This window comes from Streptomyces sp. NPDC032745, from assembly GCF_055579465.1.
The window spans coordinates 19058-40226 of sequence record NZ_JBVING010000021.1 but is presented as its reverse complement, the minus strand read 5'-3'; the positions used below and the strand labels follow the sequence as shown (position 1 = coordinate 40226).

Here is a 21169-nt window from a genome sequence, read left to right as displayed (position 1 = left end):
GAACGTGTGAGTGACCGCGACGATTTCCTGGTGTGGGTCAGGACCGCCCTGTACGAGGCGGAGCGGGCGCTGCACAACGGCGACGCCGCTCCCCGCCGGGCGCTGTGGTCACGCAACGAGCCGGTGAGCGTACTTGGGGCGTGGCGCAACGCCGGCGGTCAGCAGGAGCTCGACGAGCTGTTCACCGCCCTCGGGAACAGCTTCTCCGACTGCACGTCGTACGTGTTCGAACTGCAGGCGTACGACGTCGTGGGTGACATGGCCTATACGGCCGGCCTCGAGCACACCTCCGCCTCCGTCGACGGACAACCGCGCACGTACACCCTGCGGGCCACCCAGGTGTACCGCCGCGAGGACGGCGAGTGGCGGGTGGCCCATCGGCACGGTGACACGGTGACCGGGTGAAGAAATCCGATGCCGGGAGCGTAGGCAGGGACTCCGGGACCGCGGCCGGGACCCGGCATGTCAGGGGGAGAGGATCACGGAGGCGGTGGTGCGCCATCCGGCATCCGTCTTGGCCACGAGGTACAGCACGCGCACGCGTTGGAACTCGGCACCGACGCTGTCGTTGCGCACCCAGGTCACCTCGATGAGCGCGGACCGCTGGTTCAGGGCGCGGACCTCGCGATCGAGGGCGGTACTGCCCCCGTAATCGGCGTCGCGGAGGGTCTGCAGTTCGTTGGCGAGTCCGGCGCTGAGTGTTTCGCCGGAGGTGAGTGCCGCATGCGCGGCGCTGGTGGTCATGGTGATCGGTACGGCGAAGTAGTCGAGCAGCGGGGCGGGGTCGGTACGGCCGGCGGACGCGAGGCCGATGAAGGTGCTCACGTACTGGTCGAACCAGGCCCTTACGTTTTCCTCGACTGCGGAGAGATCCGTGTGCGGCATGGGCTTCCTCGCTCTTGCGCCCGGGGCGGGCCGGTCGGCCCTGTTGCCGTGGGCCCCGTGACCCAGACTGCCACCCGGCAGTCAGCCTGCCCGCCCAACGCGCACGCCGTCCGCGTACAGCCGCCCCCGCAGGGTGATGCCGACGGCTGCTCGACGGACAACCCGGACGGCGGACGCCGTCCCGGCCTGCGCCCCGCTATCGCAAGATCACCCATATGGGCCATGCGCACGCCGCACATCCCCGCGCGATAACGCAAACGCCTAGGATCAGTCGCTCTGGGTGACTGTCGAGAGCGGTCCGGCACTGGCCGGGGCGCTCCCGACGCAGGGAGGGAGCGAGCGTGACCCGTGAAAGTTCCGGCAGCCGCCGTCAGGCGGAGGTCGTCGTCATCGGGGCCGGCCTCTCGGGTGTGGCCGCCGTGATCGCACTGCGTCGGGCCGGGATCGACGACGTCGTGGTGCTGGAGAAGTCCGACCGTCTCGGCGGGACCTGGCGCGACAACACCTACCCCGGATGCGGGTGCGACGTGCCCGCGATGCTGTACGAGTACTCCTTCGCCCCCCACCCCTGGAGCCGGTGCTTCGCCGGCCGGTCCGAAATCCTCGACTACCTCCGGACCACTGCGTCAACCCACCGGGTGGACGAGGCGATCCGCTACGGCACGGAGGTGCTGGACGCGCGCTGGCAGCCGGACGTCGGCCGCTGGAACCTGGAGACCACGGCGGGCGCCTACACGGCCCGCGCCGTCATCGTCGCCACCGGCCCATGGCACCGGCCCCGCCATCCCGACATCCCCGGCCTCGACACCTTCCCCGGCCCGGCCTTCCACTCCGCCCGCTGGAACCACGACGCCGACCTCGCCGGTCGCCGCATCGCGGTGGTGGGCACCGGAGCGTCCGCCGTGCAGTTCCTGCCCGAGATCCAGCCGCAGGCCGCGCACGTCGACGTCTTCCAGAGCACTCCCCACTGGGTGCTCCCGAAACCCGACTACCCGCTCCCCGCCCGCCTGCACCGCTTCCTCGGACTCCACCCGACGGTCCGCCGCGCACTGCGCGGCCTGCACCACTGGACCCAGGAAGCCGTCGGCCTACCCCTGCGCCACCCCCGCCTGCTGCGGCCCCTGGAAGCCTTGGCCCGCCTCCATCTGCGCACTTCCGTACCGGACCGGGCCCTGCGCCAGGCACTCACCCCCGACTACCGCCTCGGGGCCCGCCGCCTGATCACGTCCGACACCTACTACCCCGCCCTCGTCCGGCCCAACGTCCGGCTTCATCCCACCAGGGCAGCCGCCGTGGAGGGCTCCCACGTCATCGGCGCCGACGGCACCCGTATCCGCGCCGACGTCATCGTCCTGGCCACCGGCTACCACGTGGGCGACGTCCCCCTGGCCGGCCGGCTGTACGGCACCGGCGGCACCACGCTCGCCCGGACCTGGTCCGACAACCGCCGTGCCTATCTGGGCACCAGCGTCAGCGGCTACCCCAACCTCTTCCTCCTCGTCGGCCCGAACCTGCTCACCGGCACCACCGCAGTACCCACCGTCCTCGAAGCCCAGCTCCGCTACATCGCGACGGCCCTCACTCACTTGCGCACCAGTGGGTACGCCGCCCTCGACGTCATTCCCGAAGCGGAGGAAGCCCATCAGAAGGCCCTGCGCAAGGCGCTGCGCACCACCGTCTACAGCCCCGCGAACGGATCCGGGTACTACTTCGGCCTCCCGGGCGTCAATACCTTCTGCTGGCCCTGGTCGACCGCCAGGCTCGTCAAGCGTCTGCACGCCTTCTCCCCGGACGTCTACACCTGGACCCTGCCGGGCGTGCTGCCGGCACCTCGCACCGCGCAGGACGGCCTGCCGGTGGCCCCGTTGGGCGGGCCGTAGTACGCGCAGGTCGGCTCCGCGCCATGGACCAGCGCGCCTTGAGGAGACCTCGGGGAAGGCGGCGCGCAGGGATGAGACACGCTCGATGCTGCCGGGCCGTTGGGGGACTGCTCAGTACGTGGGGCAGAGGTGCGTGTGGGCCGCGTCGCGGATCTTGGCGGCCTTGGCCGTGCCGAATCCGCCCGGGTGATTCGGCGAGGTGAACCTCTGGGCGGTGAGGTCGACCTGCTTCGGATCGTCCTGGGGGAAGTCGGCGATCACCGTGCACGTGTTGCGGCCCCGGTCGACTGCCTTGTCAGGCTTGGTGTTCACGATGTCGGGGTCGATGGCGGTCAGAGCGGCGATGTACTTCACCTGCGTCGCCGCATCCGGCGTGGGCGGAATCCCCTTGCTCTTGGGCGTCTCGGTGGCGGCCGACGGCTTGCTGCTCGCTTCGGGCGCGGCGGCGGGCGGTGTCTTCGCCGTGGACTGGCCGCTGTCGGTGTCGCTGCCGCAGGCCGTCAATCCGGCGGCGGTGATGACGACAGTGAGTACGGCGGTGGCGGTGCGGTGATTCACGGCTCTCCCCTGGCGGTGGCTGTGTGCACAGGGGTTGATCGCTCACGGTGGGCAATGGTTGTACGACCGGGCAGATGCGTATGGGTTTCCGGGTGCACAAGCCAGGTATGGTGCCCTCGAAGTCAGGCATGAGGGGGGTCGCGTTGGAGCGACGTAAGGCGATCGGAATCGGGATCGGGGCGGGGCTGGCGGTCCTGCCCGCCTGGTGGGCCCTGCGTCAGGTGGCGAACGGGGCCAAGGGGGACTGGCACACCGACACCGCACCGTTGGAGCAGGCGTTCCCGCTGCTGGGCCCGCTCACCGACGCCAAGTGGGTGAGCAGCCGGGACAACGACCGGGACATACCGTCGCCGGAGCTGGTGATCTCGGGCTTCGCCCGGCTGACACCGGGGAAACTCGCCGAGCTGACGGCGGCCCACGCCTTCGTCTCAGCGGGGCCGACCGATGACTTCACCTCGTGGTTCGAGAAGCCGCTCAAGGGCGAGGGGCCGGAAGACCCGCAGTGGGTCCGGTCGGACGAGCTCGACCGCGACGGCAGCGGCTACTCCACCAACCTGTGGTTCGACCGTCGCGGCGACACCGTCCGCTTCCGGGCACTCAACCCGTACGGATAGGGCGCGTATCGGGCGCGATCGGTTTCCCCGAACGGCTGCGGCAGCAGTTCGAGGCAACGCGGTGCTGCGCGAGCGCGTTGCACTCCTGCCAGGTCCGGCTACCCGGGGCTCGAACAGCACGCTCTGCCGGCCGTAGCCGTGGGCCGGCGGCACAGGCCTGATTGAAGGCGTGCCGTCGAAGGAAAACCGTACGCCGCTTCGGCAGGCGTGGCGCTAGCGTTCCCGCATGACGACCGCCAACGACTACGAGAAGCACGTCGCGGAAGCCCAACAGGCCACCATGTCGGGCTGGGACTTCAGTTGGCTGAAGGGCCGGGCGCACGGCAAGGGCCCATCCTGGGACTACGAACAGCACGCCCGCGCCCTGCTCCCGTACGCACGGAGCCTCCTGGACATCGACACCGGCGGCGGTGAACTCCTCGCCTCGCTCACCCCGCTGCCACCGCGGAGCGTGGCCACCGAGAACTGGGTGCCCAACCTCCGCGTCGCCCGGCAACGCCTCTCCCCACTGGGAGTTGAGGTCCACCAGGCATCGGGCTCGAACCTGCCCCCCGGCCCCTTCGACCTGATCCTCAACCGGCACGGAGCGCTGGATGCGGCAAGCATTCGCACCGCACTCGCGCCGGGCGGCCGGCTCCTCACCCAGCAGGTGGGCAGCCGCAACCAGCTGGGACTCAATGAAGCGCTCGGCATCCCCTCACCAGCCGTCCCCGATGGCTGGACCCTGGGCGTCGCCGTACAGGCACTGGAACGCGCGGGCCTTCATGTGACCACAGCCCGAGAGGAGATGAGCCCCTACACCTTCCACGACATCGGAGCGGTGATCTTCCAGGTGCGTGCCATTCCCTGGCAGTTCCCGGGATTCGAGCCGTCCGAGCACGAACCCGCGCTACGCCGGCTCGATCAGCACATCGGAGTCACGGGCGGGTTCACGGTGCACGACCACCGGTTCCTGATCGAAGCGCAAGCACGAAGTTGAGAACCGAGCTCAGCCGAGCCGGATGCTTCCGCAGCCAGACGGTATGCCCGGCGGCGTCGGTCCCTACGCAGGGGCAAGCGCTTGGAGTCGGCAGTGGACGTCGGTGATTCCCTCGACCGACCGGGCGAGGTGTTCGGCCATCGGGATCAGGAGGGGGAAGAGGCACTCGACGACGCTGCGGCGGATCTCGGCCTGGGGGAGTGCGGCGTCGGGGCGGCGCAGTGACAGCCACGGCGTGGATGTCGGAGGCGTCGCGCGGCAGCTTGTCCCGGTTGCGACGGCGCAGGTCTGCGACACCCTGGAAGAGCCCGCAGTCGACGAGGATCCGGGCGTGCTCGCTCTCGGCCGGGAATGTGCCGCCGGTGACCGTCCGGACACCGCCGAGAAACCTCAGCAGCGCCGGACGGGGAGCGAAAGACGGGGCCGGCCGGGACATGGCCGCGACCCCCTTCCGGGGACGGGCGCCGGATTCCACCGTCGCACTCACCACGACGCGGCAGACGGACCCCACTGGCCCCCCGGGAGGGGCCGACCGGCCCAAGCGGGACGGAGGCACACGGGCACAGCCTGGCGGTGACCCCTACCCGCGCAGTACAGAGAGGCCGCAGTCATGAAGGCACTCGTCTTCCAAGGTTCCGGGCAGACCTCCTGGCAGGACGTCCCGGACCCCGCGGTCAAGGACGCCGCCGACGCCGTCGTCAGGGTTGACGCGGTCACCATCTGCGGCACCGACCTGCACATCGTCAAGGGCGATCTACCCGAAGTGACCCCAGGCCGCATCCTGGGCCACGAGGCCGTCGGAACCGTGGTCGAGACCGGCGGTGACGTCCGCAGCGTGCGCCCCGGCGACCGCGTCCTCATCTCCTGCATCTCCGCCTGCGGCCGCTGCCGCTTCTGTCGTGAGGGCCGCTACGGCCAGTGCCGCGGGGGCGGAGGCTGGGTCCTGGGCCACACCATCGACGGCACCCAGGCCGAGTACGTACGCGTCCCCTTCGCCGACCTCTCCGTCCACCCGCTCCCCGGCGCAGTGAGCAGCCACGATGCCGTGCTGCTCGCCGACATCTTCCCGACCTCCTACGAGGTGGGCGTGCTCAACGGAAACGTACGCCCCGGCGACACGGTCGTCGTGGTCGGTGCCGGGCCCATCGGCCTGGCCGCCATCGCCACTGCGAGCTTCTACAGCCCCGGGCGGATCATCGCCGTAGACCTCGCGGCCTCCCGCCTGTCGGCCGCGAGGGACCTCGGCGCCGACGCCACGGCCAGTGCGCGGGAGGAGCCCGAGCGGCTGGTCGAGGACCTGACCGAGGGTCTCGGCGCGGACGTGGTGATCGAGGCCGTGGGTATGCCGGAGACGTTCGAGATGTGTACCCGGATGGTCCGCCCCGGCGGACGCGTCGCCAACATCGGCGTCCACGGAAAGCCCGCCACCCTGCACCTCGAAGACCTCTGGATCAAGGACGTCACCATCACCACCGGTCTCGTCGACACCCACTCCACCCCCATGCTGCTGCGCATGATGGCCGCAGGCCGCCTCCCCGGGGCCGCGATGGTCACCCACCGCTTCGAGCTGGACCAGATGGAGGAGGCGTACGACGTCTTCTCGCGCGCCGGTGAGACCGGCGCCCTCAAGGTCGTGCTCGGCGGACCGCAGCACGACACGGTCGCCGTGCCGCCCCAGGAGCAGTGAGTGCCGTGAAGAGCACGCCGAGTATCAACCCGCAACATGCCGGCGAGACGGCCGGACGCACCGACCTCGGCCGCCGGATCGCAGCCCGCCGCACCGCCCTCGGTCTCAGCCGTGAAGAACTGGGCCGGAAGTGCGGAGCCGACGGCAACTACATCACCTACCTGGAGGAGCACGCGGCCTCCCCGGCCATCGGCACCCTCGTCCGCATAGCCGACGTACTCGGCGTCACGGTCGACGACCTGACCGGCGCGAGCGCCGGCCGCGTCCACGGCCGTTCCACCGCCCGCCGCGACACCGAGCTGGTGCCGCTGGACGAGGACGAGTGCCGACGGCTGCTGGGCACGCACGGAGTGGGACGCATCGCCGTCTTCACTCCCGAAGGCCCGGCCGTCCTCCCGGTCAACTACCTGATCGCCGGCCTCGACATCGTCTTCCGCACCGCCGTGGAAGCCCCCGCGGCCAGAGCGGCACGGACCCAGGTCGCCTTCGAGATCGACAACATCGACGACGTCACCGCCGGCGGTTGGAGCGTCCTGGCCGTGGGCGAACTGAAAGCCGTCACGGCCCCGGAAGAGATCCGGCACCTGACGGCCACGGCCCGGTCCCAGCCCTGGGCGGGTGGCCCGCGTACCCACTGGATGAAACTCACTCCCGTCCGGCTCACCGGCCGTAGCGTGGCGCACGGGTCATGAGCGAAGTGGACGCGGTCGTCTTCGACACCGACGGAGTGCTCCTCGCCACGGCGGTCCGCCACGCGGCCGCCTGGAAGACGACCTTCGACGGCTGCCTCACGCTATGGCAGCCGCCTCCCGCTGACGGACCACCGCGCCCGTTCGATGCCGTCCGCGAGTACCGGGACCTGGTCGACGGCAGGTCCCGCCTCGAGGGCGTACGCGCGTTCCTCGCCTCACGCCACATCGACCTGCCTTCCGGGACTCCGCAGGATCCGCCGGGGTGCGCCACCGTCCACGCGGTCGCGGCCCGCAAGGAGCGGATCTTCTCCGAGGCGCTCCGGACCCACGGAGTCGACGTGTTCGACGACGTCCGACCCGCGCTCCGGCAGCTGCGCGAGATGAGCGTCCGGTGCGCGGCGGTCTCAGCCTCGCGGCACGCCCGCCTCCTCCTGGAGACCACACGCCTCGACGCCCTCTTCGACGCCGTGGTGGACGGTCGGGACGCGGCTGCGCTGGCCCTGCCGGGAAAGCCCGACCCCGCCCTCTTCCTCGAAGCCGTAGCCCGCCTCGGCACGGCTCCGGCGCGGGCCGCCGTGGTGGAAGACGCCCTCGTCGGCGTGGAAGCCGGGCATCGAGGCCGTTTCCACCTGGTCGTGGGACTCAACCGGGATGACGACGCGCACGCAGACGAGGCGCTGCTCGCGCACGGTGCCCACCTCGTGCTCCCCGGGCTGACCGGACTGCCGGCCGCCCTGGAAGACGGCCGTTGCCCGTGAACGCCCCCTGGTGCTGGGAGTACCGCCGCTACGATCCCAGGACCGAGCGGCTGGTCGAGTCCCTGTGCACCCTCGGCAACGGCCGCTTCGCCACCCGGGGATCAGCCCCCGAGAGCGTCGCCGACGGCATCCACTACCCGGCCACGTACCTCGCCGGCTGCTACGACCGGCTCACCTCCACCGTCGCCGGACGAAAAGTCTCCAACGAGGACATGGTCCGCCTGCCGGACTGGACCGCCCTGCGCTATCGCTGCCTGCCCGATGACGCACAGCCCGGTGACTGGCTCACCCCGGACCATCCGACCCTCCGGCACTGTCGTGTCACGCTGGACCTGCAGTCAGGAACGCTCACCCGCCGCATGCTCTTCCACGACACCGACGGCCGCCGCCTGGGGGTCACCCACACCCGCCTCGTCCACCTCGGTGACCCGCATCTGGCCGCGCAGCGCACGGTCCTCAGCGCGTACGGCTGGAGCGGCAGGGTCGAGATCGAGTCCGTGCTCGACGGCGACATCGCCAACGCGGGCGTCGACCGCTACCGGGCCCTGGCCGGGCAGCACCTCGTCGGGCACCGGGCCGGAGTCGAGGCGGAAGGCACCGCCTGGCTGTCCTGCACCACCGCCACCTCCCACCTGCGGATCGGGCTCGCCGTACGCACCTCTGCGCGACCGCTGGCCGCCAGCGGGAGGGCCTGCACCGGCAGCAGCGCGCAGCAGACGTGCATCCTGCCGATCAGGCGCTTCGAGCCGGTCGTGATCGTGAAGACCGCAGCCCTGTTCACGTCGCTCGACCGCCCCTGGCACGATCCCGTAAGGAGCAGCGTCGAGCACGCGGGGCGCGCCCCGGACTTCCCGACGCTGCTGGCCTCCCACCGGGCGTCGTGGCAACGGATGTGGAGCGAGGGCGAGGTGAAAGTTCCGGGCGAGACGGGGCGGGTCCTGCGTCTCCACGCCTTCCACGTCCTGCAGACCCTTTCGCCGCACACGGCGGAACTCGACGCCGGCGTCCCGGCCCGGGGCCTGCACGGCGAGGCGTACCGCGGGCACGTCTTCTGGGACGAACTCTTCGTCCTGCCCTACCTCACGCTGCACTTCCCCGAAACCGCCCGCGCCTTGCTGATGTACCGGCACCGGCGCCTCCCCGCAGCCCGGGAGGCCGCCCGCCGGGCCGGAGCGCACGGCGCGATGTTCCCGTGGCAGAGCGGCAGTTCCGGAGCGGAGGAGACGCAGCGGCTGCACCTCAACCCGCACTCCGGCCGCTGGCTACCCGACCACTCCCACCTCCAGCACCACGTGGGCTCCGCCATCGCCTGGAACGTGTGGCAGTACGGCGAGGCCACCGGCGACAGCGCTTTCATGCACGGCCCCGGCGCCGAACTACTCCTGCACATCGCCCGCTTCTGGGCCGGTGCCGCGATCTGGGACACCGACCTCGCTCGCTACCGGATCCGCGGGGTCGTCGGCCCGGACGAGTACCACGACGCCTACCCGGATGCCCCTGGACCCGGCATCGACGACAACGCGTACACCAACGTCACGGCAGCGTGGGTGCTGGCCCGCGCCCTCGCCCTGTACGGAACACTGCCCGCGGCCAGGCGCGCCGAGCTCCGCACGCACCTGGCCATCAGCCCCGACGACCTCCACGGTTGGGAAGACGTTTCGCGCCGCCTGTTCGTGCCGTTCCACCGTGACGTGATCAGCCAGTTCCATGGCTACGGCGACCTCGCCGAGCTGGACTGGGACGCCTACCGCGCCCGCTACCACGACGTTCGTCGCCTCGACCGGATCCTGGAGGCCGAAGGGGACACACCCAACCGCTACCAGGCTTCCAAGCAGGCCGACACCCTCATGCTCGGCTACCTGTTCCGCCCCGCGGAGCTCTCCCGCCTGTTCTCCCGCCTCGGCTACCCGTTGGACGACGAGCTCTGGCGGCGGACGGTGGCCTACTACCTGCGGCGCACCTGCCACGGCTCGACGCTCAGCAGCCTCGTCCACGGCTGGATCCTCGCCCGGCAGCAGGGCGAGGGCGCGTGGCGCTTCTGCCAGGAGGCCCTGCTCAGCGACATCACCGACGTCCAGGGTGGCACTACCGGTGAAGGGATCCACCTCGGCGCCATGGGCGGCACGCTCGACCTCGTCGAGCGCGGCATCGTCGGCCTCGATCCCGGCGCGGACGGCCTGCACGTCGACCCGGTGCCGCTCTCCGAGGTACCGACCTCCTCGTTCTCGGTGTGCTACCTCGGACACCGGGACGTCCGCATCAGCTTGCGGACCGGACGAATCGGCATCAGGGTTCCGCCCTCGCCCCTGGGTCCCGTGCCGCTCGTCCTCCCCGGAGACAGGCGGGAGAGCATTGCCGCAGGCCAGGAGAGGTGGTTCCTGCTGTCCAAGCAGTGAGACGAGGTACGCCGGCATGCGCGGCCCGGACCGTGGTCCCGGCTACAGCCGCATCGCGTGGCGGGCTGCCCGGCGCCGGATCGTGGTCTACTCCCGGATCTCCAGGACGTCGGCGACAGGGCGGCGGGGTGTTTCGGGCCCGTGGGGCCCGTAGCCCAGGCGCAGGACCATCTGGACCTGGCCCACCATCTCGACCGGGTCGCGGACCGTCCACCGCAGTTCCTGCCATTCGAGGGGCTGAGAGGTCATCGAGGTGGCCAGGCCGTCGGCGGTGGCCTGGAGGAGGATACGTTCCAGGGCCTGTCCGGCCCGCATCCAGTCGACTCGCGTGTCCGTCAGGGTGCCCAGCAGGGCCAGCTGCGGCCGCTTCTCGAACACGGCCCAGCCGCGATCCGCCGCAGGACGGTCCCGGCCGAAGTCGCGTACGGGGGAGGGGCCTGCGGAACTGCGCGGACCGAACGCGGCGGCGGGAATGCCGCCACGGCGTGTTCCGGTCGAGGCATGCGTATCGGAAGCCCAGGCAGAAGTCTCCGCCCGGACGAGCGGATCGATGTCCTCCCGGTGTTCTGCGTCCCGCACCAGCCCGAGCACGGTCTCGATGTGCCAGTCGCCCCGGGACGGTCAGCCGGCAACCCTCCAGGCGGGCGGCGCTCTTCAACGCGTCCATGAGGGCGTCCGGCACCGGCTCGTCACTGAACGGGAAGCGGCTGGTGTGCCGGCGCCGGAGAGCCGCGTACAGGTCGGCGAGCTCGTGGTCCTCGTCGGAGGGTCCGTCGATGGCTGCCGTCGCCAACAGCCAAGGCCGGGAGTCGTCGGGCAGCAACTGCACGCGAGCCCGGAGTCCGTGGTGGACCGCAGACACGCGCAGGTTGAACAGGGCAGCCGCACAGCCGAGGTGCAGAGCCCGGTGATCCGGATCGGTTCGTGTCATGGCACGGTCCGGATCGCCCTGCAGCTCGATGAGATTGCCATCAGGGCTGAACACGAACCTCCACGGTTGCGCGTTGTGCATTGGACGGGGCGGTGACTGCGTCGCCGACGAGCTCGGCGACGGTGTCGGGGGCGAGGATTGTTGCGGTCACGGGACTGTTCCTGTCCGTGCGGCCTCAGCCGTGTGCCACGAGGGCGACCGGTGAGGTGGGGTGGTGCATCACCGCGTGGGTGATGAGACCGATGCGCGGGCCGAGCGCCGAGCGGCGGATGCGCCTGCGGACGACGACTGCTGCGTCGGCGGCCGCGTCCACCCGATCCGTCCGGACCCACCGTGATCCGGCTCGGCAGGGCGTTGCTCCTGTGGCTGATCGGCCCTTCCCGGCCCTTCCAGGCTCCGCCTTTCGCCGAGTCCCCGGTAGGGCCCGAGCGGCCCTACCGGGGACCGAACGGCCCTTCGACCCGCCGTCGTCGATGACGGGCACGGCGCTGATGTCGAACTCCTTCAGCAGCCGCGCGATCTCCTCTACTCGTGGGCGACGACGGCCACAGGAGCGGCAGCATGGTGCAGGACCGCGTGGGCGACGGAGCCCAGGTGCCTGCCGAGGGGGGAGCGGCGCAGGTGGCGGCCCACGACGACGAGGCCGGCGCCCCGGGAAGCCCGGACGAGGTGGTCGCCGGCGGATCCCATGATCACGCTGTGGCTGACGCCCACGTCCGGGAACTTCTGCCGCCAGGGCAGCAGCATGTCATCCACCATGTGCGTGATACTCCTGCCGATGTCCTGCTCGTCGTCCGGGTCGAAGAACGGGACGTACGTGTAGGCGGCCGGCATCTTCCAAGCGTGCACGGCCCGCAGGGCACAGTTGCGCCGGGCTGCCTCTTCGAAGGCGAAGGCGAGCACACGGTCGCACGATCCGTGAATGTCGACCCCCACAACCACCTCGGAGCCGGAGCCGGAGCCGATCCGAGGGTCGTCCGGGTCGTCGGCGACCCGGACCATGAGGACCGGGGTGGCCGTGGCCACCAGGGTGGACATCGCCACTGAGCCGACAATGAACCCGACCAGCCCTCCCAGGCCCCGCGATCCCAGGACCAGCAGTCCGGCGTCGGCGGCCTCGGCCGCGAGGGCCGCTGCCGGCATGGCCGCCAGGCGGCGAGTCGTGATCTCCAGCCGGGGATGGCGACGGCGCAGTTCCTCCGCCGCCTCCGTCAGTGCCCGGTCGGCCCGGCGATCCACGTCCTGGCGGCCCAGGCCCGGAAACACCGGGTCCAGGGGCCAGTCGACGGCGTGGACGAGACGCAGGGGTACTTCCCTCAGAACGGCTTCCTGTGCGGCCCAGCGCGCGGCTGCCCGGCTCTCGGGGGAGCCGTCGACCCCCACGGTCACGTGGTGCTTCATGACTGCAACCTCTCCCATCCGGGTCGGCACCTCTTCACCACGGCTGCGCGTGGCGGGCGTGGCCGGCGTGAGTGGCCAGTGTGTCGTCGGTTCGAGCCCCGACGTGCGATGCCACGGCGACGACTCCATCGAGTTGTTCGACGAGGCTGAGGAGCACGGGCAGCTGACTCCGGCGCTCGACGCGGCCGTCCCTCGTCCAACAGCTCGTCCAGCCGCATCCGCGGTACCTGCGTCAACGGATCCCCCACACCCACGCGTTTCCCCTCCGCCTACCCGCCCGATGGCCCCATCCACGGCCAGCGTATCGACACGCCCAGGCCCGAAGGACATCGTTGCGCACGGATGTCCGCCGTGACTGACTTGATCGAAACGCCGCACGACGACGGGGAGAAGAGGACTATGGGTCTCAAGAAGGCGGTCTACGAGAACGAGCTGCTGCGGCTCCAGACGGAGCTCATCAAACTCCAGGAATGGGTGCGTGCGGAGGGTGCCCGCCTCGTCGTCGTCTTCGAGGGACGCGACGCCGCCGGCAAGGGCGGCACGATCAAGCGTGTCGCGGAACACCTCAACCCCCGTGTCGCACGCATCACGGCCCTGCCCACGCCGACGGAGCGGGAGCGCACACAGTGGTACTTCCAGCGCTACGTCGAGCACCTGCCCGCCGCCGGCGAGATCGTCCTGTTCGACCGCAGCTGGTACAACCGCGCCGGAGTCGAGCACGTCATGGGCTTCTGCACGCCCGCGGAACACCAGCGCTTCCTGCGCCAGTGCCCGGTCTTCGAGCACATGCTGGTGGAAGACGGGATCCTGCTCCGCAAGTACTGGTTCTCCGTCAGCGATGCAGTGCAGGAGGAGCGGTTCCGCGCCCGTGCGCAGGACCCGCTGCGGCGCTGGAAGCTCTCCCCGATGGACTTGGAGTCCCTCACCCGCTGGGAGGCGTACTCGCGGGCCAAGGACGAAATGCTCGTCCACACCGACACCTTGGACGCCCCCTGGTACGTGGTCGAGAGCGACGACAAGCGCAGCGCGAGGCTCAACATGATCGCCCACCTGCTGTCCTCGCTTCCCTACGCGGACGTGGCCCTGCCTTCGCTCACCCTGCCGCCCCGTCCTCCGTCCACGGGATACCAGCGTCCTCCCAAGGACCTCCAGAACTCCGTCCCCGACCATGCGTCCACGCTCGGGAAGGGCTGAAGCGTGGCGGATGCCGATGCGGAGTTGCGAACCTGGGCCCTGGCACCGGCTCTTCCCTACGCCACCTTGTGCGGCACCCAGACGGCGGCATGGAAAGGGCCGTTCGCAGTGGCCGGATCAGCGGACGGAAGTGCTGCGCTGCCTGCGACGACGCCGTAGGAGTTGACCTGCGCCGCGGAGGAGTTGAGGCCGCCGAGGGAGGTCAGGTAGGTGAAGTCGCCGTTGTCGACGCGGGCGACGAAGGCGAAGGAGTTGGGGGCGAAGTTGTCACCGACCATGACGTTCCCGGAGATCTGCCTGACCTCGGTGACACCACGCCCGGAGCCGATCACGGCACTCGTGCGCGTCCTGAGGTCGAACGAGCTGGCGAGCAGGCCGTCGCCGCCGACCACGGTGCTCCCGCTGATCAGCTGCGCCCTCAGGAAGCGGGACCCCAGGTCCGTACGGATGCCGGTGCGGAGGTCGTAGGCGTATCCGGCGAGGCCGTTGCCGGCCGTTCGAGACTGACCGACCACGGTCGAACCGCTGACGTCGTTGGCTGTGCTGGAGCTTCCGCCCAGGGTGCCGAGATCGGCCATCGTCCGGGTGCGCAGGTTGTACGCGAACCCGTGCTTCGTGGCGGCCGGCGTGTTCGGCAGGGAGGAGCTGCCCACGACGATCGCACCGCTGACGGCTGCCGCGGTGCTGTTGCCCGACGGGCCGGCGAGGCTGCCGAGATCGGTCATGGTCCGGGTGAGCAGGTTGTACGCGAACGCGTGGGTGACCGCGTCGCCGGACAGCGACGACGTCCCCACCACGGTGTCACCGTTGAGGCCGCTGATGTTGGTGCTGCTGCCGCCGAGAGTGCCGATGTCGACGAGCTGGCGGGTCCGGACGTTGTAGGCGAATCCATGCGTCGGGCCGTCGGCGGAGAGGTCTGACTTCCCGACGACGTAATCCCCCTCCACGCCGGTCGCCTGGCTGGAGCCCCCCAGCGTGCCGAGATCGGTCATGGTGTGGCTGCGCAGGTCGTATGCGAAGGCGTGTTCGGCGGCGTCGCCGCTCGTGAGTGAGCTTCCGACGACCGTTTTGCCGTCGATGGCGGTCGCCTTGCTGCGGGTACCGCCGAGGGTGCCGAGGTCGTGCACGGTGTACTGCTCAGACCCCGCCGCCGCCTCGACCGGCGACGTGCCGGACGCGTACGCCGGACCGGCGCCCACGGCGAGCAGGCCCGCGCCCAACAGAGTCCAGGCACGTAAACGCATGCGCATGTTGCCCCCTGAAATGATCGATCGAAATGAGCACGGTTCGGCAGACTGCTGGGCCCTCCCCAACCAAGTACAGCCTTCACTTGTACGTCAGTTCCGATCGGCCAAACAGTGGGCGGTCGGCCAGAAATGCGACGTTCGTGACCACCGCCAGGACACGGGACGGCCACTAACCTCGCGCTTGCACGGGCCGGGCCGTCCAGGCGGGGACCAGGCGGACTGGGCTGGGCCCGCCCACACGGCAGGCTTGCGCTCCGCCCAGCCCGTCAGCTTTCTCCGCGCCCCGGCCGTAGGTGCCGTGTCAGCCGCCGCGGACGGCGGTCAGCAGGCGGGCGCAGCGAGCGCTCATGTCCTGAGCGGACTGGTCGGGGTGGGCGATCCACCAGCCCATCAGGGCGCTGACGGTGCCCGTCCACACGTGCTTGAGGGCGTCGGCGTCGAGGGGGTCCTCATTGCCGTGGCCGCTCAGCAAAGCCGCGGTACCGGTTGTGGCGAGTGCGTCGATGGCCTCGCGGTGCCGCTGGGCGGCGAGGCGCAGTTCGGATCCGGGCGGCAAGGTCCTGTCGTAGAGGACGAACCAGGCGTGGCGCCGTTCCTCGAGGGCCGTGAAGAGGCCGGTGAGAACGGCGTGGGGGAGCTGCTCCCCGGCAGTGGTGGCCGGTCCGCCGGTCATAGCCGTGTCGATGGCCGCGATGACGCGGGCGGCGATGTGTTCGAGGCAGGCGAGGTAGAGCCCGTCCTTCGAGTCGAAGTAGGCGTAGAGCATGGGCTTCGTCACGCCGACCCGCCCGGCGATCGCCGCCATCGACGCGGACGCATGGCCGTGCCGGCCGAACTCCTCCATCGCGGCGGCGAGGATCTGCTCCTCGCGCTCGGCGCGCGGTACGCCCTTCGTCCCCGCCGGTCTGCCCCGGCGCCTGCGCGGCGGCGAGGTGGTAGGTGGGGTGCCCGGTGCCGTGCCGGCGCTTGTGGAGTCCATGAGGCGAACTATACGGTGGAGTAAATTACCACGCGGTAAATTACCGAAGGGTTATATCGTCATGGCCGAGACCGTGCCCGTCGCCCCTCTCGCCCCGCCCCGACCCCGCCGCTCCTGGTGGGGCTGGGGCACCGATGACAAGGCCTTGCCCGACAGTGAGTGCGTCGCCCTCGGCGCGCTGGTCCCCGGGGCGGCCGACACCCCGCTGCCGGTGCCGGACGTCCGCCGCGTCGACCTGCCGAAGGCCCGGGTCGCCCCGCCGTCCTCCCTCGCCCACCTGATGTCCGACACCCCGCCGGACCGGGCCTCGCACACCTACGGCAAGGCCTACCGCGACGTCGTACGGGCGCTGCGCGGCGAACTCGGGGAGGCTCCGGACCAGGTCGCCTTCCCCCGCTGCGAGCAGGACGTCGTGGACGTCCTGGACTGGGCCGGGAGCGCGGACGTGGTCGTCGTGCCCTACGGAGCGGGCAGTTCGGTGGTCGGGGGAGTGGAGTACCGAGGGGACCGGCGGCGCGGCGTGGTGTCACTGGACCTCGCCGCGCTGGACCGCGTGCTCGACATCGACACCGCGAGCAGGGCGGCGCGGATCCAGGCGGGCGTGCTCGGGCCCGACCTCGAAGCCCAGCTGCGGCCGCACGGGCTGACCTTGCGTCACTTCCCGCAGAGCTTCGAGTTCTCCACCCTGGGCGGCTGGCTGGCGACCAGGGCCGGCGGCCACTACGCCACGCTCCTCACCCACATCGACGACCTGACCGAGTCCCTGCGCGTGGTCACCCCGGTCGGCGTCAACGAGTCGCTGCGCGTGCCCGGTTCGGGCGCGGGCCCGTCCCCCGACCGGCTGTTCCTGGGATCGGAGGGCACGCTGGGAGTGATCACCGAGGCGTGGATGCGGCTCCAGGACCGGCCCCGCCACAAGGCCTCCGCCTCCCTGCTGTTCGGCGACTTCAAGGCCGCGGCCGGTGCGGTCCGCGCGATCGCGCAGTCGGGCCTGCACCCGGCCAACTGCCGGCTGCTCGACCCGGGCGAGGCCGCGCTGGCGGGCGTGGCCGGCGGCGGCCGCAGCGTACTCGTCCTCGGGGTGGAGTCCGCGCACTTCCCGGTCGCCGGCCGGCTCGCCGAGCTGGTCGACCTGGCGCGGGATCACGGCGGTTCGCCGACCGGGACCCCGCCCGCGGCCGCAGACCCCGCCGGTGACGCCGCGGCCGGCACGTGGCGCTCCGCGTTCCTGCGCATGCCCTACCTGCGCGACGGACTCGCGCGGATGAGCGTGATCAGCGAGACCTTCGAAACGGCCTGTACCTGGGACCGCGCCGACGCCCTGTACGAGGCCGTGCACCGGGACCTGGGCGCCGTCGTACGCAAGGTCACCGGCGCAGAGGGGCTGATCAACTGCCGTTTCACCCACGTCTACCCCGACGGTCCCGCCCCCTACTTCACCGTCATAGCCCCCGCGAGGCGCGGCTCGGAGACCGCGATGTGGGACGAGATCAAGTCCGCCGCGATGGACGTCCTCGGCGCGCACGGGGCGACCGTCACCCACCACCACGCCGTGGGCCGCGACCACCGGCCCGGATACGACCTGCAGCGCCCGGAGCCGTTCGCCCGGGCGCTGCAGGCCGCCAAACACGCGCTCGATCCGGCAGGGATCCTCAACCCCGGAGTGCTCTTCGACGCGGAGCGCAACTGAGCGGACGGCGCACCCGCGGCGGGATTCGATCGGTTTCGGCGAACCAGAGTTGCGGAACGGGCGGTCGGCGCCGCAGGCATCAGTGCCGGGCGCTCGGCGTCGTCCGGCGCCCGGTCGTCGACGAAGCCCGCTCGGCCCGGGTCCGGTACCGCGTCGAGGCGCTGTCCGGGGCGCACAAGATGCCCCCGTAACGGCACGACCCCGGGGCCGACCGGCACGGTGGACTGCCGGTCGGCCCCGCCGTGCTCCTCGACGACGCCGGGGAGGACTCCGCCGTTCGGCCCATCAAGGGCACCGCCCACGACGCCGAAAAGGATCAAGCGGAGTTGTCCCATCCGGCGTTCCGGTATGCCTCCGCGCCCCATGCCGCCCTGATGACGGCGGTCCCGCACCCCGGCCGCCGAGGCCCGGAGGAGATCCCGCATGCGCGCCTTCCCGCCCTTGACCGCTGTCGCCACCGCCGCGCTCCTGCTCACCACGGTCACCTGCGCGACTCCCGCCGCGGCAGACCGGAGCCCCGACGGCGCACCGCTGATCCAGGTTTCCCACGGCGATCCGTACGCGGACTGCACGATCGGCGCGAGCTCTCCCGACAGCGTCGTCTATCCGGGCACCGAGGTCGAGCCGTACCTGTCCGTCGATCCGCACGACCCGAAACGCGTGGTCACCGTGTTCCAGCAGGACCGCTGGAGCGACGGCGGCGCCCGTGGCCTGGTGGCCGCCTGGACCACGGACGGCCGCTCCTTCCACCGCAGCACGCTGCCGTTCAGCCTCTGCGCCCCGGGCGGCGCGGACTTCGAACGGGCCACCGACCCCTGGGTGAGCACCGGACCGGACGGCACCGTCTACGCGAGCGGCGAGGGCGTCGACTTCACCAAGAGCACGCGCACCGCCCTCCTGGCCGCCACGTCCCGCGACGGCGGCCGCACCTGGCGGAACCTCACCACCACGCACGTCGACGAGCAGCCGTTCTTCAACGACAAGCCCTCACTCACCGCCGACCCGGTCCGCAAGGGCACCGCCTACCAGGTCTGGAACCGCCTCGACAACGCCCCACCCGGCCCCAGCTCCCTCGACGGTCCGGGCTACATCTCCCTCACCCGCGACGGCGGCCGCACGTGGACTGAGGCCCGGCCGTTCGTCGACACCAGCACCGTGCCCAACACTCAGACCATCGGTCATCTGATCGTCGTCGACCGGCACACCGGCACCTTGTACGACTTCTTCGACCAGATCACCCACTCCGACGACCTGAGCACCGTCGTCGAAGCCCACTACGCGATGGTCACCTCGACCGACGCCGGAGAGACCTGGAGCGCCCCGGTCACCGTGGCCAAGGACACCTCCGTACCGGAGGTCGACCCGAACGACCCCACCAAGCTGCTGCGCGCCGCGTCCACCCTGCCCAGCCCGGCCGTCGACCCGAAGACGGGCACGCTCTACATGGCCTACGAAGGCTCGGACTTCTCCGGCGGCAAGTTCGACTCCGTTCAGCTGGTGCGCTCCACCGACGGCGGACGCACCTGGGGGACCCCGGAGCTGATCAGCCCGGAGGACGTGCCGGCCTTCTCCCCGTCGATCGCGGTCGACGAGCGGGGCACGGTCGCACTCACCTACTACGACCTGCGCTTCCTCAAGCCGGGCGACACCACCACCCTGCCCACCGCCTACCAGCTGGCCACGCTGCCGCACGGAGACCCGAAGCTCCGGACCGAACGACGGATCTCGCGGATCTTCGACTGGCTGCAGGCGCCGTTCGCCGGGGGCTACTTCCTCGGCGACTACCAAGGCCTGGTGGCAGACGGCAAGGGAGTACGGGCGGTGCTGACCGAGACCCACTCCGGCGCACCACAGAACCGTACGGACGTGTACAGCGGCAGCTTCCGCACCCGGTGACCACCCTCCCGGGCAAGAACGCGCAGGGCTTCTGGAAGGAAGCCCTGACCGCCATGGAAAACGGAGGCAACGAGTGCGCCGCCAGAATCCACGCGGTCTTGGCGACAAACGGTTCAGGACGTCTCACCCGAGCCGGCACCCGTGCACGCGATGGCTTCCTCGACCAGGCTGCGCAGTTCCTCGTCGTGGAGGATCATCGGGTATCCCCCGTCCGTGGACAGGCGACGCTCCGACCGCCGCACCGCCAGCAGCGCTTCCCGGATCGCCGGGCTGATCTCGCCCATCCGGATCGGGGTCCGGAGGGCGTCGCCGAAGGTCCCGAAGTGGTGGGAGCTCCGCCACCATCGTGGAGAAGGAAGAACACCTGCTCGGCCCGCAGGACGAAACGGTCCGCGAGCGGTTCACCGAACTGGTCCGATCCCGTTACGACCTCAGGCTCGGCCGGGAGGTCACGGCGGTCGGCGGCCGGCCGGGCGCGCTGCGGCTGGCCCTTGACGACGGATCGACGATCGAGGCGGACATGCTGCTCGTCGCGGTGGGCCGCGTCCCGAACAGCGACCGGCCGGACCTCGAGGCGGCCGGCATCGCCACCCACGACGCCGAAGGCGTCCCGAGGCAGCTGCCTGAGGGGCCACTCGACCATTCGGAACACGAGGAGGCGCCGTGACGGAGCTGGACCCCTTCACTGACATGCTCGACGGCCCGGTGTACGTGGCTACGGCCGCGTCCGGCGGCGAGCGGGCCGGCTGCCTGGTGGGTTTCGCCTCGCAGTGCTCCATCGACCCGCCGAGGTTCACCGTCTGGCTGTCGATCGCGAACCACACCTACCGCGTCGCGTGTGCGGCCGAGTACCTCACCGTGCACCTGCTCCAACAGGACGAGCGGGCGCTGGCGGAGCTCTTCGGAGGGGAGACGGGCGACCGGGTGGACAAGTTCGCGCGGGTCGGCTGGCGTCCGGGAGTAGCAGGCAGTCCGGTCCTGGAGCAGGTGCCCCTGTGGTTCACCGGCCGGATCGAAGGGCGTATCGAGGGCGGCGACCACGTGGGCTTCCTCCTGGCGCCCGTAGCAGTGTGCCCGCCGGTCGAGGGCTCGCCGCCCCTACTGCTCCGGTACCGGGAGCTGCGGGACCTGGAGCCCGGCCACCCGGCCTGAGGCCACGGGCGGGGCCCCGGACCAGGAGGAAGGGTATCCATCGGCGGGCGTGCACAGAGCAGCGCGGAGATCCGCACACGCCGGCGGTCGCCGCCGGCGAGGTCCGCCGGTACGACCACGAGCCGCGGCGCTGCCGCGCTCGTGCGGCCCGGGCGCGTTCCACCGGGGCCGAAGCGGTAAGGCGCCCACGGGCACGCGCCGTACACGTGGAGTGGCCTACGCGCCGCAGC

The 21169-nt window shown here is 71.0% G+C and carries 19 protein-coding genes and 2 pseudogenes; 13 read left to right on the top strand and 8 right to left on the bottom strand.

The features are described from left to right. The first annotated feature begins 6 nt into the window (after positions 1-6). Complete coding sequence (locus ACZ5WG_RS37010) at positions 7-405, top strand: nuclear transport factor 2 family protein (RefSeq protein ID WP_468728997.1); 399 nt, start codon at positions 7-9, stop codon at positions 403-405. Between the two features lie 60 nt (positions 406-465). Here ACZ5WG_RS37010 and ACZ5WG_RS37005 read toward each other — a convergent pair whose 3' ends face one another. Next, on the bottom strand, positions 466-885 hold the full coding sequence (locus ACZ5WG_RS37005; RefSeq protein ID WP_468728996.1) for a DUF6841 family protein: 420 nt from the start codon (positions 883-885) through the stop codon (positions 466-468). A 341-nt stretch (positions 886-1226) separates the two neighbouring features. On the opposite strand from ACZ5WG_RS37005, the gene ACZ5WG_RS37000 reads away from it, so the two are divergent. Next, positions 1227-2765 (top strand): flavin-containing monooxygenase, encoded by a 1539-nt coding sequence (locus ACZ5WG_RS37000; RefSeq protein WP_468728994.1) that lies wholly within the window; start codon positions 1227-1229, stop codon positions 2763-2765. Positions 2766-2876: 111 nt separating this feature from the next. On the opposite strand, the gene ACZ5WG_RS36995 is transcribed toward ACZ5WG_RS37000, so the two are convergent. Beyond that, positions 2877-3323, bottom strand: coding sequence for a DUF732 domain-containing protein (locus ACZ5WG_RS36995; protein WP_468728993.1), 447 nt, complete (start codon positions 3321-3323; stop codon positions 2877-2879). Positions 3324-3466: 143 nt separating this feature from the next. On the opposite strand from ACZ5WG_RS36995, the gene ACZ5WG_RS36990 reads away from it, so the two are divergent. From ACZ5WG_RS36990 to ACZ5WG_RS36965, 6 genes are all read left to right on the top strand, one after another. After that, positions 3467-3937 carry a hypothetical protein gene (locus tag ACZ5WG_RS36990; RefSeq protein ID WP_468728992.1) on the top strand — a complete coding sequence of 157 codons (471 nt, stop codon included), beginning with the start codon at positions 3467-3469 and terminating at the stop codon, positions 3935-3937. Positions 3938-4163: 226 nt separating this feature from the next. After that, a complete protein-coding gene (locus ACZ5WG_RS36985) occupies positions 4164-4916 on the top strand; it encodes a class I SAM-dependent methyltransferase (protein WP_468728991.1) in 753 nt (250 codons plus the stop codon). 610 nt (positions 4917-5526) lie between these two features. Further along, positions 5527-6603 carry a zinc-dependent alcohol dehydrogenase family protein gene (locus ACZ5WG_RS36980; RefSeq protein WP_468728990.1) on the top strand — a complete coding sequence of 359 codons (1077 nt, stop codon included), beginning with the start codon at positions 5527-5529 and terminating at the stop codon, positions 6601-6603. Positions 6604-6608: 5 nt separating this feature from the next. After that, positions 6609-7295 (top strand): helix-turn-helix domain-containing protein, encoded by a 687-nt coding sequence (locus ACZ5WG_RS36975; protein WP_468728989.1) that lies wholly within the window; start codon positions 6609-6611, stop codon positions 7293-7295. Further along, positions 7292-8053 (top strand): HAD family hydrolase, encoded by a 762-nt coding sequence (locus ACZ5WG_RS36970; protein ID WP_468728988.1) that lies wholly within the window; start codon positions 7292-7294, stop codon positions 8051-8053. Before ACZ5WG_RS36975 ends, ACZ5WG_RS36970 begins: the two co-directional genes overlap by 4 nt. Beyond that, on the top strand, positions 8050-10449 hold the full coding sequence (locus ACZ5WG_RS36965; RefSeq protein WP_468729118.1) for a glycoside hydrolase family 65 protein: 2400 nt from the start codon (positions 8050-8052) through the stop codon (positions 10447-10449). Before ACZ5WG_RS36970 ends, ACZ5WG_RS36965 begins: the two co-directional genes overlap by 4 nt. Before the next feature lie 87 nt (positions 10450-10536). Here the strand turns inward: ACZ5WG_RS36965 and ACZ5WG_RS36960 are convergent. The 3 genes and pseudogenes from ACZ5WG_RS36960 to ACZ5WG_RS36950 form a co-directional block, all read right to left on the bottom strand. Beyond that, a pseudogene (locus ACZ5WG_RS36960) lies at positions 10537-11531 on the bottom strand (Acg family FMN-binding oxidoreductase). A 24-nt stretch (positions 11532-11555) separates the two neighbouring features. Beyond that, positions 11556-11693, bottom strand: coding sequence for a hypothetical protein (locus tag ACZ5WG_RS36955; RefSeq protein WP_468728987.1), 138 nt, complete (start codon positions 11691-11693; stop codon positions 11556-11558). Positions 11694-11905: 212 nt separating this feature from the next. Beyond that, positions 11906-12781 carry a universal stress protein gene (locus ACZ5WG_RS36950; RefSeq protein WP_468728986.1) on the bottom strand — a complete coding sequence of 292 codons (876 nt, stop codon included), beginning with the start codon at positions 12779-12781 and terminating at the stop codon, positions 11906-11908. 399 nt (positions 12782-13180) lie between these two features. On the opposite strand from ACZ5WG_RS36950, the gene ppk2 reads away from it, so the two are divergent. Continuing rightward, positions 13181-13975 carry a polyphosphate kinase 2 gene (gene ppk2, locus ACZ5WG_RS36945; protein WP_468729116.1) on the top strand — a complete coding sequence of 265 codons (795 nt, stop codon included), beginning with the start codon at positions 13181-13183 and terminating at the stop codon, positions 13973-13975. Between the two features lie 56 nt (positions 13976-14031). Here ppk2 and ACZ5WG_RS36940 read toward each other — a convergent pair whose 3' ends face one another. Both ACZ5WG_RS36940 and ACZ5WG_RS36935 read right to left on the bottom strand, forming a co-directional pair. Then, positions 14032-15225, bottom strand: coding sequence for a hypothetical protein (locus tag ACZ5WG_RS36940; RefSeq protein WP_468728985.1), 1194 nt, complete (start codon positions 15223-15225; stop codon positions 14032-14034). 298 nt (positions 15226-15523) lie between these two features. Further along, positions 15524-16201 (bottom strand): TetR/AcrR family transcriptional regulator, encoded by a 678-nt coding sequence (locus tag ACZ5WG_RS36935; protein WP_468728984.1) that lies wholly within the window; start codon positions 16199-16201, stop codon positions 15524-15526. A 61-nt stretch (positions 16202-16262) separates the two neighbouring features. Here ACZ5WG_RS36935 and ACZ5WG_RS36930 point away from each other — a divergent pair, with 61 nt between their 5' ends. Both ACZ5WG_RS36930 and ACZ5WG_RS36925 read left to right on the top strand, forming a co-directional pair. Then, the gene (locus tag ACZ5WG_RS36930) at positions 16263-17891 is read left to right on the top strand and encodes an FAD-binding oxidoreductase (protein ID WP_468728983.1); all 1629 of its coding nucleotides are present in this window, start codon (positions 16263-16265) and stop codon (positions 17889-17891) included. A 423-nt stretch (positions 17892-18314) separates the two neighbouring features. Continuing rightward, positions 18315-19787, top strand: coding sequence for a sialidase family protein (locus ACZ5WG_RS36925; protein WP_468728981.1), 1473 nt, complete (start codon positions 18315-18317; stop codon positions 19785-19787). A gap of 113 nt (positions 19788-19900) precedes the next feature. Here ACZ5WG_RS36925 and ACZ5WG_RS36920 read toward each other — a convergent pair whose 3' ends face one another. Continuing rightward, positions 19901-20071 carry a hypothetical protein gene (locus ACZ5WG_RS36920; protein WP_468728979.1) on the bottom strand — a complete coding sequence of 57 codons (171 nt, stop codon included), beginning with the start codon at positions 20069-20071 and terminating at the stop codon, positions 19901-19903. A 56-nt stretch (positions 20072-20127) separates the two neighbouring features. Between ACZ5WG_RS36920 and ACZ5WG_RS36915 the strand changes: the two are divergent. Together ACZ5WG_RS36915 and ACZ5WG_RS36910 are read left to right on the top strand one after the other, a co-directional pair. Further along, positions 20128-20454: pseudogene (locus ACZ5WG_RS36915) on the top strand (FAD-dependent oxidoreductase); the annotation flags it as partial. Then, positions 20451-20939 carry a flavin reductase family protein gene (locus ACZ5WG_RS36910; RefSeq protein ID WP_468728978.1) on the top strand — a complete coding sequence of 163 codons (489 nt, stop codon included), beginning with the start codon at positions 20451-20453 and terminating at the stop codon, positions 20937-20939. The pseudogene ACZ5WG_RS36915 and the gene ACZ5WG_RS36910, both read left to right, overlap by 4 nt. Positions 20940-21169 lie beyond the last annotated feature (230 nt).

Excerpts from the sequence above, each read along its gene's own strand:
- ACZ5WG_RS37005 (WP_468728996.1), bottom strand. The coding sequence starts at position 885 with ATGCCGCACACGGATCTCTCCGCAGTCGAGGAAAACGTAAGGGCCTGG.
- ACZ5WG_RS36985 (WP_468728991.1), top strand. The coding sequence starts at position 4,164 with ATGACGACCGCCAACGACTACGAGAAGCACGTCGCGGAAGCCCAACAG.
- ACZ5WG_RS36980 (WP_468728990.1), top strand. The coding sequence starts at position 5,527 with ATGAAGGCACTCGTCTTCCAAGGTTCCGGGCAGACCTCCTGGCAGGAC.
- ACZ5WG_RS36970 (WP_468728988.1), top strand. The coding sequence starts at position 7,292 with ATGAGCGAAGTGGACGCGGTCGTCTTCGACACCGACGGAGTGCTCCTC.
- ACZ5WG_RS36950 (WP_468728986.1), bottom strand. The coding sequence starts at position 12,781 with ATGAAGCACCACGTGACCGTGGGGGTCGACGGCTCCCCCGAGAGCCGG.
- ppk2 (WP_468729116.1), top strand. The coding sequence starts at position 13,181 with ATGGGTCTCAAGAAGGCGGTCTACGAGAACGAGCTGCTGCGGCTCCAG.
- ACZ5WG_RS36940 (WP_468728985.1), bottom strand. The coding sequence starts at position 15,225 with ATGCGCATGCGTTTACGTGCCTGGACTCTGTTGGGCGCGGGCCTGCTC.
- ACZ5WG_RS36935 (WP_468728984.1), bottom strand. The coding sequence starts at position 16,201 with ATGGACTCCACAAGCGCCGGCACGGCACCGGGCACCCCACCTACCACC.
- ACZ5WG_RS36930 (WP_468728983.1), top strand. The coding sequence starts at position 16,263 with ATGGCCGAGACCGTGCCCGTCGCCCCTCTCGCCCCGCCCCGACCCCGC.
- ACZ5WG_RS36925 (WP_468728981.1), top strand. The coding sequence starts at position 18,315 with ATGCGCGCCTTCCCGCCCTTGACCGCTGTCGCCACCGCCGCGCTCCTG.
- ACZ5WG_RS36920 (WP_468728979.1), bottom strand. The coding sequence starts at position 20,071 with ATGGGCGAGATCAGCCCGGCGATCCGGGAAGCGCTGCTGGCGGTGCGG.